General features: G+C 44.3%; 17 protein-coding genes and 1 tRNA gene. 14 read left to right on the plus strand and 4 right to left on the minus strand.

Features of this window, described 5'->3' with window-relative positions; all coding sequences use genetic code 11:
* Positions 1-5 precede the first annotated feature (5 nt).
* The 6 genes from phoU to AC2TF5_RS06795 all read left to right on the plus strand — a co-directional run bounded on the left by phoU (position 6) and on the right by AC2TF5_RS06795 (position 6,366).
* The gene (gene phoU, locus AC2TF5_RS06770; protein ID WP_491301433.1) at positions 6-665 is read left to right on the plus strand and encodes a phosphate signaling complex protein PhoU; all 660 of its coding nucleotides are present in this window, start codon (positions 6-8) and stop codon (positions 663-665) included.
* 153 nt (positions 666-818) lie between these two features.
* Positions 819-3,476 (plus strand): DNA polymerase I, encoded by a 2,658-nt coding sequence (gene polA / locus AC2TF5_RS06775; protein ID WP_491301434.1) that lies wholly within the window; start codon positions 819-821, stop codon positions 3,474-3,476.
* Positions 3,477-3,558: 82 nt separating this feature from the next.
* Positions 3,559-4,392, plus strand: a complete 834-nt coding sequence (gene mutM, locus AC2TF5_RS06780) for a DNA-formamidopyrimidine glycosylase (protein ID WP_491301435.1) — start codon at positions 3,559-3,561, stop codon at positions 4,390-4,392.
* A gap of 100 nt (positions 4,393-4,492) precedes the next feature.
* Positions 4,493-5,200, plus strand: a complete 708-nt coding sequence (gene ytaF / locus AC2TF5_RS06785) for a sporulation membrane protein YtaF (protein WP_491301436.1) — start codon at positions 4,493-4,495, stop codon at positions 5,198-5,200.
* 9 nt (positions 5,201-5,209) lie between these two features.
* Entirely contained in the window at positions 5,210-5,806 is a 597-nt protein-coding gene (gene coaE / locus AC2TF5_RS06790) for a dephospho-CoA kinase (RefSeq protein WP_491301437.1), read from the plus strand.
* Positions 5,803-6,366 carry a lytic transglycosylase domain-containing protein gene (locus AC2TF5_RS06795; protein WP_491302828.1) on the plus strand — a complete coding sequence of 188 codons (564 nt, stop codon included), beginning with the start codon at positions 5,803-5,805 and terminating at the stop codon, positions 6,364-6,366. The genes coaE and AC2TF5_RS06795 overlap by 4 nt, the downstream gene beginning before the upstream one ends.
* A 78-nt stretch (positions 6,367-6,444) precedes the next feature.
* On the opposite strand, the gene AC2TF5_RS06800 is transcribed toward AC2TF5_RS06795, so the two are convergent.
* Positions 6,445-6,678: an alpha/beta-type small acid-soluble spore protein gene (locus AC2TF5_RS06800; RefSeq protein ID WP_491301438.1), complete on the minus strand. Its 234-nt coding sequence runs from the start codon at positions 6,676-6,678 to the stop codon at positions 6,445-6,447.
* A gap of 138 nt (positions 6,679-6,816) precedes the next feature.
* Between AC2TF5_RS06800 and nrdR the strand changes: the two genes are divergently transcribed.
* The 6 genes from nrdR to AC2TF5_RS06830 all read left to right on the plus strand — a co-directional run bounded on the left by nrdR (position 6,817) and on the right by AC2TF5_RS06830 (position 11,835).
* Positions 6,817-7,293 carry a transcriptional regulator NrdR gene (gene nrdR, locus AC2TF5_RS06805; protein ID WP_491301439.1) on the plus strand — a complete coding sequence of 159 codons (477 nt, stop codon included), beginning with the start codon at positions 6,817-6,819 and terminating at the stop codon, positions 7,291-7,293.
* A 210-nt stretch (positions 7,294-7,503) separates the two neighbouring features.
* A tRNA-Ala gene (locus AC2TF5_RS06810) sits at positions 7,504-7,576 on the plus strand.
* Positions 7,577-7,967: 391 nt separating this feature from the next.
* A complete protein-coding gene (locus tag AC2TF5_RS06815) occupies positions 7,968-8,468 on the plus strand; it encodes a MauE/DoxX family redox-associated membrane protein (RefSeq protein WP_241930266.1) in 501 nt (166 codons plus the stop codon).
* A 370-nt stretch (positions 8,469-8,838) separates the two neighbouring features.
* The gene (locus AC2TF5_RS06820; protein ID WP_491301440.1) at positions 8,839-9,402 is read left to right on the plus strand and encodes a TlpA family protein disulfide reductase; all 564 of its coding nucleotides are present in this window, start codon (positions 8,839-8,841) and stop codon (positions 9,400-9,402) included.
* Positions 9,403-9,474: 72 nt separating this feature from the next.
* The gene (locus AC2TF5_RS06825; protein WP_241930264.1) at positions 9,475-11,310 is read left to right on the plus strand and encodes an ABC transporter ATP-binding protein; all 1,836 of its coding nucleotides are present in this window, start codon (positions 9,475-9,477) and stop codon (positions 11,308-11,310) included.
* Positions 11,311-11,697: 387 nt separating this feature from the next.
* Positions 11,698-11,835, plus strand: coding sequence for a hypothetical protein (locus AC2TF5_RS06830; RefSeq protein ID WP_241930263.1), 138 nt, complete (start codon positions 11,698-11,700; stop codon positions 11,833-11,835).
* A gap of 278 nt (positions 11,836-12,113) precedes the next feature.
* On the opposite strand, the gene AC2TF5_RS06835 is transcribed toward AC2TF5_RS06830, so the two are convergent.
* The 3 genes from AC2TF5_RS06835 to AC2TF5_RS06845 all read right to left on the minus strand — a co-directional run bounded on the left by AC2TF5_RS06835 (position 12,114) and on the right by AC2TF5_RS06845 (position 16,517).
* Positions 12,114-14,771, minus strand: coding sequence for a cation-translocating P-type ATPase (locus tag AC2TF5_RS06835; protein ID WP_491301441.1), 2,658 nt, complete (start codon positions 14,769-14,771; stop codon positions 12,114-12,116).
* Positions 14,772-14,797: 26 nt separating this feature from the next.
* Positions 14,798-15,373, minus strand: a complete 576-nt coding sequence (locus tag AC2TF5_RS06840) for a TetR/AcrR family transcriptional regulator (RefSeq protein WP_208918331.1) — start codon at positions 15,371-15,373, stop codon at positions 14,798-14,800.
* A 181-nt stretch (positions 15,374-15,554) separates the two neighbouring features.
* Entirely contained in the window at positions 15,555-16,517 is a 963-nt protein-coding gene (locus AC2TF5_RS06845) for a helix-turn-helix transcriptional regulator (RefSeq protein WP_491301442.1), read from the minus strand.
* A 183-nt stretch (positions 16,518-16,700) separates the two neighbouring features.
* Between AC2TF5_RS06845 and AC2TF5_RS06850 the strand changes: the two genes are divergently transcribed.
* Both AC2TF5_RS06850 and AC2TF5_RS06855 read left to right on the plus strand, forming a co-directional pair.
* Positions 16,701-17,312: an MptD family putative ECF transporter S component gene (locus AC2TF5_RS06850; RefSeq protein ID WP_491301443.1), complete on the plus strand. Its 612-nt coding sequence runs from the start codon at positions 16,701-16,703 to the stop codon at positions 17,310-17,312.
* A gap of 14 nt (positions 17,313-17,326) precedes the next feature.
* The gene (locus AC2TF5_RS06855; protein ID WP_491301444.1) at positions 17,327-17,974 is read left to right on the plus strand and encodes an energy-coupling factor transporter transmembrane component T; all 648 of its coding nucleotides are present in this window, start codon (positions 17,327-17,329) and stop codon (positions 17,972-17,974) included.
* Positions 17,975-18,029: the final 55 nt, after the last annotated feature.

Consider the following 18,029-nt stretch of genomic DNA (forward strand, 5'->3'; position numbering starts at 1 on the left):
CATACATGATCCGGAGAATTGAGTTTGATCAGCAGCTCGATGAACTGAGAACGCTGCTGCGGGATATGAGTACGCATATGGAGGAGGCACTGACTGCAGCCGTGTCTTCACTTCAAACATTGGATATGGAAAAAGCTCAAAACGTCGTTAAACAGGATACCGAGTTGAATGCGATGGAAGAGCAAATTATGGAGATCGGTTCCCGTCTTATTGTAACTCAGCAGCCTGTAGCGAAGGATCTGCGCCGAATCTTGGTAGCTTTTCGGATTGCGAGTGATCTGGAACGGATGGGCGATCTGGCACGTGACGTTGCGAAGGTAACCATTCGACTGCAAGGCCAGCAGCTGATCAAGCCGCTTGTGGATATCCCTCGTATGTCAGATATTGTAAAATCGATGGTAACGGAATCCATCGAGTCCTATTTGACAGAGAATACGGATATGGCCTACAAAATGGCACAGGTTGATGATCAGGTTGATCATCTTTATAGTGTGATCCTGCATGATCTATTCTCGCATCTGACGGGTGATCCGGAGACAGCGAATCAGGCGATGCTGCTCGTCATGGTCGGTCGCTACATTGAACGGATTGCCGATCATGCAACGAATATTGGAGAAAGCACTGTGTATCTGGTGACAGGGCATCGGCCAGATCTTAACCAATAAATAGAGCGTCGGCGAAAGCCGGCGTTTTTTATTTTTATTTTTATTTTAACTATTTCCTATGAATATACAGGGGACCTTAGGCTCGGGCCTTCGGTTTTATGGGGAACCTATGTTATCATGTGTGAAGGAAGTTATAAAGGGGTAGGTGCCTGAATGGACAAGTTGATTGTAATTGATGGAAACAACATTATTTACCGTGCGTTTTTTGCGATGCCTCCGCTTACGAATGCCAGCGGGCAGCAGACAAACGCCGTCTATGGATTTACTACGATGCTGCTCCGTCTTATTGACGAGCATAAGCCTACACATATGATGGTCGCATTTGATGCGGGGAAAGAAACGTTCCGTCATGCGGATTTTCAGGATTATAAAGGCAAGCGCGAGAAGACTCCGCCGGAATTGTCAGGACAGTTCCCGCTACTTAAGGAGCTTTTGCAGGGACTTGGAGTAGCTCAATTCGAGATTAAAGGCTATGAAGCGGATGACATCATCGGTACGATTACCCGGCAGGCTGATGAGCAGGGCCGTCAAGTTATGGTCATTTCAGGGGACAAGGATATGCTGCAGCTGGCCTCTGACCACATCACGATTGGCATGGTCCGCAAAGGTGTGACCGAAATTGAACAGTACGGCCCAGCTCAGATTAAAGAGCGATATGAACTGACACCCGAACAGATTATTGATCTGAAAGGTTTGATGGGTGATGCGTCGGATAACATTCCCGGTGTGCCGGGTGTCGGCGAGAAGACGGCACTTAAACTGCTTCATGAGTTCGGTTCCGTTGAACAGGTATTAGCCCGAACGAACGAGCTCAAAGGTAAAATGAAGGAAAAGATTGAGGATAATGCCGAGTCTGCCATATTGAGCAAAAAACTGGCGACAATATTCCGCGAGGTTCCGCTGGAACAGTCTTGGGATGATATGAAGTTTGATGGACTAAACCAGGAAACCGCCGGACCAGCACTGGCGAAGCTGGAGTTCAAATCGCTGCTGGAGCGATTAAATCTGAATGCAGGTGGAGCAGGTAACGCAGAAGCAGAGCAGCCCGAAGCCGAGGTTGAAGTAGTGACTGTGGATGTGGACCTTCTTCCGGAGGTTGTAAATGTACTGGATCAAATCCGGGTTATGCATGTGGAAACGTATGGAGATAATCCGCATCATGCGAGTGTGATCGGTATTGTATTGGCTACAGAGAACCTTCATTATTATGTTCCGTTTGAAATTTTGAAAGAAGATGCAGCGGAACCTATTCGAAACTGGCTGGCTGACAGCAGTATTCCTAAACACGGTTACGACTTGCACCGAATCGATCTGGCACTTCATTGGCACGATATTGCTTTTGCCGGTGCATCTTTTGATGTTCATTTGGCTGCATATTTGCTTGATCCTACGGAATCCAATCAAACGCTCAGTGGTTTAGCGGCCAAGTACAACCTCTCGTTTCTTACCTCAGATGAGGATGTGTTTGGAAAAGGTGCGAAATATAAAATACCAGATGTGGAGATTCTCAGCAAACATCTCGCGCGGAAATGTGCAGCTGTCGCCCAGATTATACCGCTGCAGGAGCAGGAGCTGAGTCATAACGAAATGCTGCCGCTGTTCCACGATCTCGAAATGCCGCTGTCCCGTATTTTGGCCGATATGGAGAAGCAGGGAATATCGGTTAACGTGGAGGATCTGAAACAGCTTGGACATGAATTCGAAGAGCAGATTAAGTCTTTGGTTGAGAAAATATACGAGATTGCCGGCACGGAGTTCAACTTGAATTCTCCGAAGCAGCTTGGCGAGATTTTGTTTGTGAAGCTGGAGCTGCCGGTCATCAAAAAGACAAAGACGGGATATTCCACGGATGCGGAAGTGCTTGAGAAGCTGGCGCCATATCATGAAATCGTCCGTTATATTCTACAGTACCGCACGATTGCAAAGCTCCAATCGACCTATGTCGAGGGATTGCTTAAGGAAATATCGCCGCAAACCGGCAAGGTGCATACGTACTACCGCCAGACCATTGCTGCGACTGGACGTCTTAGCAGCCAATATCCAAACCTGCAAAATATCCCAATCCGGCTGGAAGAAGGACGCAAGCTCCGCAAAGTGTTCGTTCCGTCCGAGCCTGGCTGGTCAATTCTCGCGGCTGACTATTCTCAAATTGAGTTGCGGGTTCTCGCGCATATCTCTGACGACGATCGTCTGAAGGAAGCGTTCCTGCACGATATGGATATTCATACGAAGACTGCGATGGATGTGTTTGGCGTAAGCGAAGACGATGTCGATTCGAACATGCGCCGATCGGCCAAGGCTGTTAATTTCGGGATTGTGTACGGAATCAGTGACTATGGTCTGTCTCAGAACTTGAATATTACACGGAAAGAAGCAGCCAAATTTATCGATCAATACTTCGAGGTATTCCAAGGTGTCCGCCGTTATATGGATGAGATTGTGAAGCAGGCGAAGCAGTACGGATATGTCAAAACACTGCTGGAACGAAGACGTTATTTGCTTGAGATCAATGCCAGCAACTTCAACCTGAGATCATTTGCTGAGCGGACTGCTATGAACACGCCGATTCAAGGAACGGCAGCGGATGTAATCAAGCTCGCCATGGTTCATATGGATGCGGCGTTGCATGAACGTCAATTGAAGAGTCGCATGCTGCTTCAAGTTCATGATGAATTGGTGTTTGAGGTGCCTGAAGACGAGATGGAAACGATGAAGACACTTGTACCTGAAGTGATGAGTAAGGCGCTGGAATTGGCAGTTCCTCTGAAGTCTGAAGTAAGTTACGGTAAGAACTGGTACGAAGCGAAGTAAGCGGCAGAGCAGCCTTTTTTCCAGAAAACGTGATCCCGCAGACGCTTCACATCCGTTATAATGGGGAAGAGGTGAGGATATCATGCCGGAATTACCGGAAGTAGAAACGATAAAAAGAACACTTAACCAGATCATTCGAGGTAAACATATAGATCATGTTACAGTAAATCTTCCGCGGATCATTCAGCGCCCAGACGATAGTGAGGCATTCGCTTTTCTTTTGCAGGGACACACTATAGAAGGTGTAGAACGACGCGGGAAGTTTCTGAGAATCAAACTGGACGGTCTGGTGATTGTCTCCCATCTTCGGATGGAGGGACGATACGGACTTTATTCTGCCGAAGATCCGGTGGAGAAGCATACGCATGTCATTTTTCACTTTGATGATGGGACTGAGTTGCGCTATAAGGATGTTCGTCAGTTTGGAACGATGCATCTGTTTGCCTCAGGGGAGGAATTTAGCAATCCTCCGCTTTCGAAGCTGGGCATCGAACCGCTGGACGATGCATTTACGCTGAATAAATTTAAAGAAATTATTGGCGTGAAGAAGACCAAAATTAAGGTTGTCCTGTTGAACCAGGCATATATCGTCGGGATCGGTAATATTTATGTAGATGAAGCACTCTTTCGGTCGGGCATTCATCCCGAACGAAACGCCAATACATTAAGTGATGCCGAGTTGAAATCTTTGTATGAGGCTATTATCGACACCCTGTCGGAATCCGTAAAAGCAGGCGGCTCTTCGATTAAATCCTATGTGAACGGACAAGGCGAAATGGGTAAGTTCCAACACAGCCACCGTATCTACGGACGGAAGGACGAGCCATGCGACAACTGCGGCGGTCCGATCATGAAGACGGTGGTCGGCGGCCGTGGTACCCATTACTGTCCACACTGTCAGCCCGTCAAACGTTAAGTCATAGGCGTGCACCCATCCCTTCCTGAATCCATATACTATTGGAGAATAGCCGAAAGACGTGTGATAAAACTCGTTAACGGCCGGAGGAGGGATATGGGTGCTCAGTCTTATTTTTTCACCTGTACTGCTGGCTATGGCACTAAGCCTTGACGGCTTTGGAGCCGGGATTACATACGGGCTGCGTAAAACGAAAATCCCACTGTTGTCGGTGCTCATTATTTCGCTGTGCTCGGGTCTTGTGCTCTGTATCTCAATGCAGGCTGGGGCATTGCTGCAGCGCGTTTTCTCCCCATCGATTGCTTCGATGATCGGAGCGGTCATTCTTATTGCGCTTGGATGCTGGTCCTTTATTCAGCAGATTAGGTCCAGACCAGATCGTGCAGGCGATGCAGAACCGATGCCACTTAAGGCAAGCACAGCAGGTCTTACGGCTCTAGCTGATAGTGCTGGTTCACAACCCCAAACGGCTGTGTTCTCTCTGGAAATCCGCAAGCTGGGACTTGTTATTCAGATTTTGCGAAGTCCTACACGTGCGGATATGGACGACTCCGGTATCATTTCATCATGGGAGGCCATGTGGCTTGGGATTGCACTATCCCTGGACGCTTTTGGTGCCGGACTTGGCGCAGCTATGCTCGGATTTTCACCCTTATTGACATCAGGGGTGGTTGCACTGTTTAGCGGAGTGTTTCTCATTCTCGGTATGAAAACCGGGTTTCGGGTTGCTTCCAAAGGTCGTATGAGATTTATCTCATACGCGCCAGCGTTTTTATTAATCTTCATGGGTATAATGAAGTTGTTATGAGGTGAATTCATGAATATCGGTTTAACCGGGGGAATTGCAACAGGCAAAAGCACCGTGTCCTCCATGCTGATCCGGAAGGGAGCACTTCTCGTGGATGCAGATGTCATCGCCAGGGAGGTAATGCTCCCGGGCCATCCGGTTTTGGCAGAGGTGGCCGCGTACTTTGGACAAGATGTGATACAAGCGGACGGGCAGCTGGATCGGAAGAAGCTTGGCGAAATCATTTTTAATGATGACAAAAAGCGGCTGGCGCTGAATGGAATTACTCATCCTGCAATACGCAATGAGATACGGAAGCAGATGGCTGATTATGAAGCTGCCTATCCTGATCGACTGGTCGTGGTGGATATTCCGCTTTTGTACGAGTCAGAACTGCAGTCACTTTTTGATAAGGTCATAGTTGTTTATGTACCGAGAGAGAAACAGCTTCGTCGTCTGATAGACCGTGATGCGATTACGGAAGAGCGGGCGGAGGCCAGACTGAATAGCCAGATGGATATTGAACAGAAGAAGAACATGGCGGATTACGTGATCGATAACAGCGGAACACCGGCAGAGACGAGCCGGCAGGTGGACGAGCTGTGGAACTGGTTGTACGGATTATGAGCTGGTTCCGTAAAAAACGTGTGCTGTTGGTTCTGCTGGTCTCTTTTGTGGCGGTACTCTTCATGAATAACATCTGGATGACATGGTTATATCCGATTTATTATAAAGACCAAATTCGCGAGCATGCTGTTCACTACGAAGTCGATCCGTTTCTGGTCGCATCCATTATCCGGGTAGAAACCAACTACAAACCGGGTAAGGAGTCTAAAAAAGGGGCTCTCGGGATCATGCAGCTCATGCCAGATACGGCCAATTGGGCAATGGAAATGGCCAAGCTACCGACTGTGACACTGGATAGAGTCAAGCATGAAGCGGATGCCAATATCCAGCTCGGAACCTGGTACATTAAGAAGCTACACGAAGAAATGGACGGTAATCCGATTGCTGTTATTGCAGCGTATAACGCAGGGCAGGGAAATGTCCGTAACTGGATAAAGAAGGGAATGTGGGACGGGACATATGAAGACGTCAAGAACATTCCGATAGGGGAAACCCGTCACTATGTACAAAGAGTCATTTATTATTATAATCAATATACCGATGTGTATGATACGTTCTAAAACGGGCAGAACAATAAAAAGAGCATTGGACAGGCTTGAGAACCAAGCCTGTCTAACACTCTTTGAATGAAGAATTAATTATTGACCGGAATATTGACCAGCCAATTGTTGCTCGGCCAGGGTTACCAGACGTTTGGTAATGTATCCCCCGATCGAACCGTTCTCGTAGGAAGTCATGTTACCTTGGTAACCGTCTTGTGGAATGCTGATGCCAAGCTCTTGAGCAACCTCATATTTCATTTGCTCCAGGGCACCAGTTGCACGAGGTACTACCAGGTTGTTGCTGCTTCTGTTGTTACCGCCTTGTCCCATATCTGTTCACCTCCTTGAGTTGGTAAAAGTATTATGTCTCGGAACTGCAATCTTCATAACAATCAATTGCAGTCCAGTTTATGGAAATTAGATTGGAAGCCATGCGATTAGTTCATACAAAGGAAGTGATGTAGCTTTATGAAATGCCCATACTGCAGTTACGCCGGAACGAAGGTGCTTGATTCCCGTCCAGCTAATGAGAATAAATCTATCCGCCGCCGCAGAGAATGCGAGCAGTGCAGCCGCCGTTTCACAACGTTTGAGATGATTGAGGAGACCCCGCTCATGGTCATTAAGAAGGACGGCAGTCGGGAGGAATTCAGTCGGGAGAAAGTACTTCGCGGCTTAATACGGGCTTGTGAGAAACGCCCTGTATCTGCCGACCAGCTGGATATGATCGTCTCTGAGGTGGAGAGTGCACTTCGTAAAACAGCCGCTGCCGAGGTAGAGAGCCGTCAGATTGGCGAGCTTCTGATGGAACAGCTATATCCTGTAGATGAGGTAGCCTATGTTCGCTTCGCTTCGGTGTACCGGCACTTTAAAGACATCAACATGTTTATGAAAGAATTGAAAAATCTGCTGTCTAAAGATTCACTGCCGGACTCAAACATCTGATCGGCATGTGTATAGCAGGTAGAGGAAGTCCTCATGGAATTGAGGGCTTTTTTCCTCCAGGTAGGGTAAGGAAGTTGCGTAACGTGCAGTAAAGATAGGGCTTTGAAGGGTGCGTAATCGTGATCTATTGAATCAAATTTGTTGTTGCAAGTAGTACAATGCTGTGATATATTATTAAGGTACTATTTTTGAAAATAAGTTACTTACTAAGGGGCCTTAGCTCAGCTGGGAGAGCGCATCGCTGGCAGCGATGAGGTCAGGGGTTCGATCCCCCTAGGCTCCATAATTAAAGAAACCGCCAAACACAAGGATTTCCGGGTGTTTGGCGGTTTTTTGTTTAATCAAATTACATCCCCTTTGTTTCACTCATGTGAAATGGATAAGAATATACGGTTAACAGTTTCTTCTCGCGCTATCTACCGGGATGAGACAGTCAGAAATACTTGGTCTCCGCTTCATTTCTTTATGGGGCACTTTAGGAGCCTGGGTTACTCTGATGTCAGAGTTAAAAAATGTTAAAATAGTTGATTTTTATAAAAAATCGTTGATTAATGGTATTTATTATTTTACCATACATGATGTAAAATAGATATTGTACCAGGATTTGTTACATACACACAAAAGAAGGATGTTATCACGCCATCATCTAATAAGTTAATGAAAGGTTGGTTTGAGTGAATGTAGATATTGGGTTATCCATATTTTTATGTACGATTCTTTGTTATTCTTCGATAGCTAAAGTAATTAGTTATAAAGACTTTAAAAAAACGATTAGTCAACTTGGTTATCCTTTATTTCTAGCATGGCTAGTAATAGGTTTAGAAATGGTAAGCGCATTGATGCTGCTGTTCGATCCAACGCGTTCTATTGGAGAAATTATTGCCTTACTATTATTTCTCTCTTTTTATATCGTAACGGGAATGGCAATGAGAAAGAAGTTGAAGGTCGTTTGTAATTGTTTTGGTAAGTCAACGGAAGAGGAATTAGGTTGGAGTACGATGATTAAGATAACGCCGTTATTCCTTGCATCACTTATTAGTTGCATTTTACAATCTTCTGTTCAACTAGTAACGATCAATCCAATTCAATGGATTAGCATTGCAGGAATGACAGTTGGCATACTTAGTATGTACTCACTTTGGACAAACCGTGGTTTGATCATAGAAAAGGACTAGTAAAATGAGTTTATTCCTTATTCCTTATTCCTTATTCCTAAAGGGTAAGTTGAAAGCAGCAGTTTGATAGCCAAGGCATATGCCTTTGACTATAAATAGACCTACAAGAAAGGAGGTTTTCATAATGGCTTGCACAACTACAACTTCATGTGGCGAAAAATGTGGACATTATCCATTTGAGCAATTTATTGAGACTAAAAAAGAAGTATGCGTAGTGAATGGGAAGAACGAAATAACCACTTCCACTTCTTGCAAATGTTAATTAGGAACTAGACTAAGAGCCAGCTAGTTTTTTTCTTAGCTGGTTTTCCTTTGTTTATCTTTTCGCTGGAGTACACCGTGGTGTTGTTATAGAAGGAGGACAAGCATAATGGGTATATTTGATATATCATACTTAGTTCTATGGGCAATAATCGCCGTACAGACTTATTACATTGTGCAGATCGGCAAGAAGAAGGTTGTCACAACTGCCAATAATCAGATGGAATTTTCTTTGGTCGAAGAAAACCATGGAATTGCGAAGGGGAAGGTTTTCCCTCAACAACAATTTGACTCCATTAATCATGGTAGCTTTGATCTTCAACGAACCCGTAAATCCGGCGGTTATTTGGTTGCCTTTACTTCGGTGAGATGTGCGTCATGCAAGCTTGTTTACCCTCTACTAAAGAACTTTCATGAACAACATACAGATGTGCAGGTCGTTGTATTGATGCAAGGAGATGAGGAGTCCATACTTCAGAATATCCAGGATTACGAGTTGAATATGCCAGTCGTACAGATCGCTCCTTCAGATATGCAGAGATTAGAGACAGGTCACTATCCATTCTTCTATTATCTGGATTCTACAACTCAAGTCAGAACGAAGAGTATAATTAACCACGAGGGACAACTTAAACGTCTAGTTGAGGAAGGCCGATTGAAAACAGCAGTTTGATACGCAGGCTTATGCCTCTCGAAGAAATGCGCATTCATTTATATTATATGTTTCATTAAATAGGTGATATTAATGGAGAATGATTCAAATAACAAAGCAACGATTAGTTTAAAGCAAAAGAAGAAAGTTGTTCTGGGGGTATTCTATAGATTAATGCCCCTCATATTTAAGATTATTCCCGGCATGACAGCTTCTTTAGTGCTTATCAAGATTCTATCCTCCTTAGTGCCTATATTGACTATTTTCCTAGTCAAAGAAACGATTGATGCGGTAACAGCAGCATTCGATCAACAGCCTGGCGCACTCATGAATACGTTGCAATTAATCATTTTACAGGGTGTTTTATTATTATTGGACAAAATATTAGTCGTCATCGAAGAATTAATCACATTTAGAGCGCAACAGCATTTGAAGTACCATTTCGAGAAGATGCTTGCTGAACAAGCAGCACGGTTACCCTTGTATTATTTTGATCGTCCAGACTATTTTGATCAGCTAGAGCGAACGGCTATGGGTTTGGATCTTAAGGGGTTTAATATTTTTGTATTATTTATGAGAATATTCCGTAATATCGTGTCACTGGTTGGTATGTTCTATATACTTATTTCTTTCCACTGGGTGTTAGCTGTAGCAGTATTACTGATGGTAGTGCCGAATTTATGGATAAGTGCTTACTTAGGTCAGCAGAGGTATGCACAAATGGTTCATCAAACACCAACACAAAGGAAAACACAATACTTAATGTTAATGCTTCATAGCAGAGAAGCAGCTAAAGAATTGCGAGTACATAATATCAGTCAATATTTATTAACGAAGTGGCGAGCTCTTTTTTGGAAAACAACGAATGAAAGTTATATATTACGCAAATCGGCGAGTTGGAAAACGTTGATCGTAGACTCAGTTCATGCAACTCTCAATATCATTTCCATGTGTCTGCTTGTCTGGTTCGGCTATCTGGGATCACTGACGGTTGGGCACTATGTTTCGTTAACACAAGCATTATTCCAAATGGAATCGATGATTGCTGGATTAGGGAGAAGTATTGCCAATGTGTATGAAGAGTCTTTATTTATGAGTGAGGTATTGCATTATCTCGATTTAGAAACGGAAGGGGAGGGTGATAGCCGAACAGAACAATTCCCCGATAAGTTACAGGGTCATATTGAGATTAATAACCTTACATACACATATGCTGGTCAGTCTACACCTGTCTTGAACGGAATAAACCTTCGCATCAAGTCAGGGGAGAAGATTGCAATAGTTGGGGCCAACGGTGCGGGCAAGAGCACATTCGTGAAGTGTTTATTAGGTTTATACATGCCAGACGAGGGAACCATTCACTTTGACGGTATCAATATACGCGAGATCAATTTAGAAAGTATGAGAAATCGAGTATCTGTGGTGTTTCAGGATTTTATGAAGTATCAGCTTACGGCTAGGGAGAATATTGCTATGGGGCGATTGGATCGCTTGACCGATGATGCCGGCATTAAGGAGGCAGCGAATCAATCGGGTGCAGGAGAGCTGTTAAGCCGTTTGCCTGAAGGGCTGGACACGGAGTTAGGTCCGATGTTCGATGGTGGATACGAGCTGTCAGGCGGGCAGTGGCAGAAAATTGCGTTAAGTCGAGCGTATATGAAGGATGCCCAGCTGGTCATTCTTGATGAACCAACCTCGGCGCTTGATCCTAAAGCAGAGGCAGAGATTTACGATCACTTTGCTAGTCAGTACGAAGGTAAGACGACGATCATGATTTCGCATCGCTTAAGTAGTTGTCGTCATGCTGATCGCATTATTGTACTGAAGGATGGCAAGATCATTGAAGAAGGAAGTCATGACGACTTATTACATAAGAATGGACAATACGCTGAGATGTTTCTTACACAAGCGAAGAGATATACAGCATAGCTGAGAGGCGGAATATGCATTAAGGGTAGTATGGAATTGATAACATTGACGTCAAATCCTTAATCATTGAAGTCATTTTAATAGAAACAGCAGACTGAAATTTCATCCTAGTCTGCTGTTTCTTATTTTGGGATATAACACTAGGTTCGAAAAGCTAGTAAAGATTGCTGTTATTGTTGGGGGTTCTTCGCTATGAGTCGTATCTGTAGCATTTGCACAATCTAAGACCAATGATGTTAATGAAGTATTGAAAGTTTCTCAATATGGTAGACACGAATATAGGTCGCTTAATGGAGAACCGAGCCCTATTCAAGAGAAAGCTATAACGCCTGAGATTGACAGTGTCAAAGCGAAAGAGGATTCGAAGCGGGTAGAGGATCAAATCAATTGAAGAAGTGGTTGATCACTAATCAGAATAAAATATTTGGTAATCTGTACACGGATGCTGATGATAATTATGGAAAGAAGATCGGAAATCAGGTTTCGGAGATTGTTCGGGGAGATCTTGAGCGTCTATTTATGTGAATCAATTGTGAGAGCTTTCCAAGTGATCGACCAACTATTAACTTTAAAGAATTGGTCACGTTTTTGGTCACACTTTTTCTTTTGTGAGAGCAACGTTCCACTTGAATGTAGATAGGTGAAACCTCAAAAGGTCTAGCTCTAAAGGGCTTTCCTCCGCAGTTTTCTTAATGTACAAACTCCAGTCGCTCCACTGGCAGCGATGAGGTCAGGGGTTCGATCCCCCTAGGCTCCATACAAAAACATCACTACGATTATCGTAGTGATGTTTTTTTTGCCACTTAAATCGACTGTCCTTGTGCTCTTAGCTTCTTACGCGTGCTGAGCTTCGCAAGCTCCACAACGATTAGTGGAACGATGGAGAGAATCGTGACAATCACCCAGTGCGTGAAGCTTAGGGAAGCGAGCTGGAAGATCTCCATCAGTGTAGGAATAATCGCAATTCCGAATATAATCGCAATGGAGAGCATCGCGCACCAGAACAACGAACGGTTGGACATGAATCCAATCGTAAAGATCGATTGGGTGTTGCTTCTCACATTGAAGATATGAACAACGGAGGACCAGCCCAAGATAACAAAGGCCATCGTTTGTCCAACTTCATGGGAAGTCGATACTTGATCCGAAATGTGAACAAACTTTCCGACATAGAAACCAAGCAATGTCAATACCGTATAGAGTGATGCTTGAAGCGCAATCTTCTTGCCTAATCCGTTAGAGAAGATGCCTGCATTTTTAGAAATGGGCTTCCGACGCATTGTATCCGGCTCCATCTTCTCACGGCTCAAGCAGAAGCCTGGAATCCCATCCGCGACAACGTTAATCAAGAGTAATTGGATAGCGATAACCGGAAGCCCCCAGCCAAACGCAACTGCAATAATCATGATCATAATCTCGGAGAAGTTACAGCTAAGCAAGAAATAGAGTGCCTTGCGGATATTCTCATATACGCGTCTGCCTTCCGCAACTGCATCGACAATCGTTGCAAAGTTATCATCCGTAAGAACCATATCGGAAGCGCTCTTCGCTACATCCGTTCCGGTGATACCCATCGCCGTACCGACATCTGCCGCCTTCAAGGCTGGAGCATCATTTACGCCGTCACCAGTCATGGCTACCACTTCTCCGTTAGCCTGCCAAGCTTGTACGATACGAATCTTGTCTTCAGGAGAAACACGACCGTATACAGAGATTTGACGTACCTTTTGCTTCAACTCTTCATCGGACATACGCTCAAGCTCAGCTCCAGAGATGGCAAGATCTCCTTCTTTCAAAATACCAATCTCACGCGCAATCGCCGATGCTGTAGCCATATGATCACCTGTGATCATGACTGTCTTGATGCCCGCATCCATCGCAGCTTGTACCGCATCCTTGCTCTCCGGACGAGGAGGGTCGATCATGCCGACCAATCCCGCAAAGCGAAGGCCCTGCTCCAGTTCATCAGCATCCAGCTGCTCTGGGAGCTTCTTATATTGCTTGTACCCTAGCGCTAGAACACGCAGCGCTTGCTCTGCGAACTGATCATGCACCTCATTCGCTCGAGCCTGATGCTCATTCGTGCACGATGCATGAGGGTCTAGCGGAATACGGTCAAAGGCGCCCTTTGTAATGGAGATATATCCGTCCTCCGTGCGATGTACCGTCGTCATAAGCTTGCGTGAGGAATCGAATGGTAGCTCATGCACGCGAGGATACTTCGCCTCAATCTCGGACTTCTTCATTCCCTTTTGCTGTAGCAAACGAATAATCGCAGTCTCTGTTGGATCTCCAATGATGGTTTCTTTGCCATTATTGAGTTCAATCGATGCATTGCTCGCAAGACTGAACATCGTGAGCAATTCAGTTTCTGTATCATTAAACACTTCTGTATCTGCCTTCGGTTCGTGAGACACAGCCCAGACCTGCTTAATTGTCATCTGGTTCTGCGTCAACGTTCCAGTCTTGTCAGAACATATAACCGACGCACTTCCCAATGCTTCTACCGCTGGAATGCGGCGAATGATCGCATTTTTGCGAACCATTTTTTGAATACCAAAGGCTAGCGTAACCGTTACAATAACTGGCAGTGTCTCCGGAACGGCTGCTACCGCCAAGGATACCGCCGTCATCAGCATCTCCATGATCGTCTCTCCATGGAGAAGACCAATACCAAAGATGATGATACCAGATACGACCGCTACCAAACTCAGCTTCTTGCCAAGCTCTATCAGACGCTGCTGGAGTGGCGTTTTGGACTTCTTCGTGTTGTTGAGAAGAGAAGCGATCTTCCCCATCTCTGTCTCCATCCCGGTTGCTATTACTACAGCTCTGCCGCGGCCATTCGTAATCAAGCAGCCGGAGAAGAGCATATTGACTCGATCCCCTAGCGGATCGGACTCTTTCACCTCTGCCTGTGCATTCTTCTCGGATGGAACACTCTCTCCTGTCAAGGCCGATTCCTCAACGAGCAGGTTGAAACTCTCTATAAGACGGGCGTCTGCAGGAATCATGTCTCCTGCTTCCACCACGATTATATCGCCTGGAACTAGCTCCTTCGAATTGATGGGCTTTAAGTTTCCATCTCGTACAACCTTTGCTTCAGGCGTATTCATATTCTTAAGTGCATCAAGTGCCTTCTCTGCACTAAGCTCTTGCCTGATGCCAAGTACGGCGTTCAAGGCTACGATTGCGATGATCACGAGCGGCTCCGCATAGCCATGCCCTTCCGTAACCGCTAGATACGTCGATATCAATGCTGCTACCAACAAGATTATCGTTGTTACCTCAGACAATTGATGCAGCAGCTTGGCTCCAATGCCCTCTTTTTTCTCCTCTTCGAACTCATTGTAACCCTTCTGCTGCAGCACCTCTGCTGCTTGCTTGCTGCTAAGGCCATTCTCTCTATTTGTCTTAAGTGCCTTAAAGATATCCTCCAGTGTTCTCTCCATCCACTTCATCAAATGCACCTCTCTTTAAATGATTTCTATTGTCCCCAAAGTCGAATTAACATCTCAATGAGCGTCTCCTTTTTGATATCCAGTCGGACAGGATGCCCGTAACATTCGGCTTTCATCTTTTCAAGAATGATCGCCATGAGCACGCTGTTCGCGATCATGGCGATGGCCTGCAGCTCTTCCTCTGGAATCGAGTCATCTGCCATCTTCGCAAGTTCCTTTTCCAACTCCTCCGTGATGTATTCAAAGATCGACGGGTACATGAATTCGAGCTCTTTGCTGCCTTTTTCCTTAATGGTGACCAAGAAAAAGTCCTTATGGCTTTCGTAAATATGATTGATGAAATCAATCTTCGCCAGCAATAGCTCTCGGATGTTCTCATGATCGGTATGGAAAAAGGTGTCGACCTCTGTCTTAACCAAGCTCATCTGCTGTTCAAGCGCCTCATGTATAAGTTCATCTTTCCCCTTAAAGTGCTTAAATATCGTCGCTTCATTCACAGAAGCTTGTATGGCGATACATTTCGTGGTGGTTCCCTTAAAACCGTGGAGCGCCATATGTTCAAGAGCAGCTGACATAATTTTATCTCTCGTTGTCAGTTTCATTGCTCATCCTCCTCTCTTATTTGGCAAGCAAGTACTTACTTGCTTTTTAGTTTACAAATATGTACCCATGGTGACTATGATCTACATCACACTTCAAGATAATCATAAAGCCAGTAGGGTACATTTTATTTTTTGCGTTGAAGGGTTTGGAAAGAACCTTATTTATTGTTTAGCTTGATGTTCAGCTTTTTGACAGGCGTTGCCGGTATTCTGACGGTGTCAAATAAACAAAGCGTTTAAACAATTCAGTAAATCTTCCGGCACTTTGATAGCCTACTGTCCGGGCAATTTCGTTAATAGACAGATCCGTTTTTATAAGCAACTGTTCTGCTTGATGAATGCGCTGCTTTTGAATATATTCTGTTATGGTGCAGTGATGAACGAGTCTGAACAGTTTTTTTAATTTTGTCGCTCCCATATAAGAGATTTTAGTTAATTGATCCAGCGATAGCTGAAGTGCATAATAGCTGTCTATATATGCTGCTACATGTTGGATCTGCTCCATATCTTTTGCTGTTATGCGCAGAGATTTGTCGCTTTTTTTGGACAACTCTCGTTCAATAATAAGCGCGATCGCCTCATACACTTTTCCCTCATAGAACAAGGCCGAAGCAAGAGAAGAGCCGCGATAAGCTGCAATCTGGCGAAGCAGCATAACCAGTTCGGGGAAGGAGTTTGTTTCTTCCATTTGGGTTAGTGTTTGATACAGATTAACGGACTTTTCGCCATATTTCTGTCTCAAAAATTGGTCGCAAAAAGCAGGGGCAAATTCAATGCCAATAGAATGCACAGGCACCTCTTTGTGAATTAAAGCGTGGTATTTCTTCCCCTTCCCCCAATAACATCGGATACGCCCTTTCTGCAAGCCATGCTCCGGATGATCCATCTCCGTGCCTGAGATAGATTCGTAATATGTAACTGTCAGAAGCTCAGGCATTGTCAAATCGAAATGGAAATCCTCATAGAAGTAAAAGTCGTGAATTAGAATAGAAAATAATTGATTGTAATCATATATCCAGTAATATCCTTGGCCCAATTTCGGGTCCAAAGTATAAGTGGTTCCAGCCAGATTATAGTTTCCGGTTTGTTTGCATTTGGAAAAACCGTTTTCCAATAAAAGACGTTCAAAAGGATGGGAACACATATTTTACCTTCTTTCCTCAATCAGACGATTCTTTTCCAGGTTTGGACATATCCTTTCCACAGCTATTTCAAAAAGTTTACACTTCAATATAATTAATAATAATAATCATTATCAATTATAAAGCAATTGTTTTTGAAAAAGGAAGACAGATACAATTTGCAGAAAAGGGATGAGGATATGAGTATGTATCGGCAAGCTGGTCAAAAACAAGCACTTAGTATTAAAGATTTAATTATTACAGGCGTTTTTTCAGCTCTGTTTTTTATGTTCATGATGATTGGAGCAGCTTTTTTTGCGCCTAATCCGGTGCTGACCTTCTTAATGCCGGCGGGCGCCGCGTTGCTGACAGGACCAATCTATTTATTATTGATAGCAAAAGTTCCGCGTTTTGGTCCTATTTTAATATTGGGGATTATTTTGGCTATGATTACTTTTGTAACGGGGATGTACTGGCTATGGTCGCTGACTTGTGTTTTGTTAGCTGTTATAGGCGAACTGATTGCTTCTGTCGGCAAATATAAGAGCATGACTGCTAATGTAATCAGCTATATTATCTTTTCGCTTCATCCAATGGGTTCATATATTATGTTGTGGTTTAATCAGCAAGCCTATAAGGAGTACTTGGTTGGACAAGGAACAGAGCAGGCTTATATGGATACAATGCTTTCTACTGCACAAACCTGGATGCTTCCAGGGATGATTGTCGGCACTATGCTGTGCGCATGGATTAGCGCTCTATTAGGCAAAAGACTGCTGAGAAAGCAGTTTGAGAAATCAGGGGTGTTGGCAGATTGAGGGAGAAGATGGGTATGTATGAGCAGGATAATGTGCCAAAAACGCATGTTTCCGCCATCAAGCTTGATCCTAGAATGAAAATATATCTTTTACTATTAGCCAATGCCGCCGTTTTTGTATCGCCTTCTTTTCAATATGAGCTTATTTTAATGGCTATGATCTTTCTGCTCTGTTTGCTTATGGGGATGTATTCCTTTTCATTAAAAATGATGCTTGGCTACGGCTTCATTATTGCTGTACAACTGTTAAGCGAAAAGTTTCTGTCTGGCGCATGGGAGCTAATGTTTGTATCCTTTGCCATGTTTATCAGGAAGATTTATCCTTGCGTGGTATTAGGGGGGCTATTGGTTGGAACGACAAAAATTAATGAGTTTATGACGGCATTAACCAAAATCCGCATATCTAAAAAAGCCATTATTCCGCTTGCTGTAATGTTACGTTACTTTCCAATGATAGGCGAAGATTGGCGGTATATTAAGGATGCGATGAAATTGAGGGGCATTTCTCCTTCAGCGGTTGGCTTTCTAAAGCAGCCTGTGCTGACGGTTGAATGCGTCTATGTTCCTTTATTGATGGCAGCATCTAAAATTGCTGATGAATTGGCTGCTGCAAGCATAACCAGAGGAATAGAGAATCCCAAGGAGCGCACCTGTTATCAATAGGTGTCTTTTCAATTTATTGATGTACTGACAGCATTATTGTTCACATTTTATGTTG

Source organism: Paenibacillus sp. JNUCC 34 (genome assembly GCF_058269055.1).

Bases quoted from the DNA above. Each gene is read 5' to 3' on its own strand.
- phoU (WP_491301433.1), top strand. From the start codon at position 6: ATGATCCGGAGAATTGAGTTTGATCAGCAGCTCGATGAACTGAGAACG.
- polA (WP_491301434.1), top strand. From the start codon at position 819: ATGGACAAGTTGATTGTAATTGATGGAAACAACATTATTTACCGTGCG.
- mutM (WP_491301435.1), top strand. From the start codon at position 3,559: ATGCCGGAATTACCGGAAGTAGAAACGATAAAAAGAACACTTAACCAG.
- coaE (WP_491301437.1), top strand. From the start codon at position 5,210: ATGAATATCGGTTTAACCGGGGGAATTGCAACAGGCAAAAGCACCGTG.
- AC2TF5_RS06795 (WP_491302828.1), top strand. From the start codon at position 5,803: ATGAGCTGGTTCCGTAAAAAACGTGTGCTGTTGGTTCTGCTGGTCTCT.
- AC2TF5_RS06800 (WP_491301438.1), bottom strand. From the start codon at position 6,678: ATGGGACAAGGCGGTAACAACAGAAGCAGCAACAACCTGGTAGTACCT.
- nrdR (WP_491301439.1), top strand. From the start codon at position 6,817: ATGAAATGCCCATACTGCAGTTACGCCGGAACGAAGGTGCTTGATTCC.
- AC2TF5_RS06820 (WP_491301440.1), top strand. From the start codon at position 8,839: ATGGGTATATTTGATATATCATACTTAGTTCTATGGGCAATAATCGCC.
- AC2TF5_RS06825 (WP_241930264.1), top strand. From the start codon at position 9,475: ATGGAGAATGATTCAAATAACAAAGCAACGATTAGTTTAAAGCAAAAG.
- AC2TF5_RS06835 (WP_491301441.1), bottom strand. From the start codon at position 14,771: ATGAAGTGGATGGAGAGAACACTGGAGGATATCTTTAAGGCACTTAAG.
- AC2TF5_RS06840 (WP_208918331.1), bottom strand. From the start codon at position 15,373: ATGAAACTGACAACGAGAGATAAAATTATGTCAGCTGCTCTTGAACAT.
- AC2TF5_RS06845 (WP_491301442.1), bottom strand. From the start codon at position 16,517: ATGTGTTCCCATCCTTTTGAACGTCTTTTATTGGAAAACGGTTTTTCC.
- AC2TF5_RS06850 (WP_491301443.1), top strand. From the start codon at position 16,701: ATGTATCGGCAAGCTGGTCAAAAACAAGCACTTAGTATTAAAGATTTA.
- AC2TF5_RS06855 (WP_491301444.1), top strand. From the start codon at position 17,327: ATGTATGAGCAGGATAATGTGCCAAAAACGCATGTTTCCGCCATCAAG.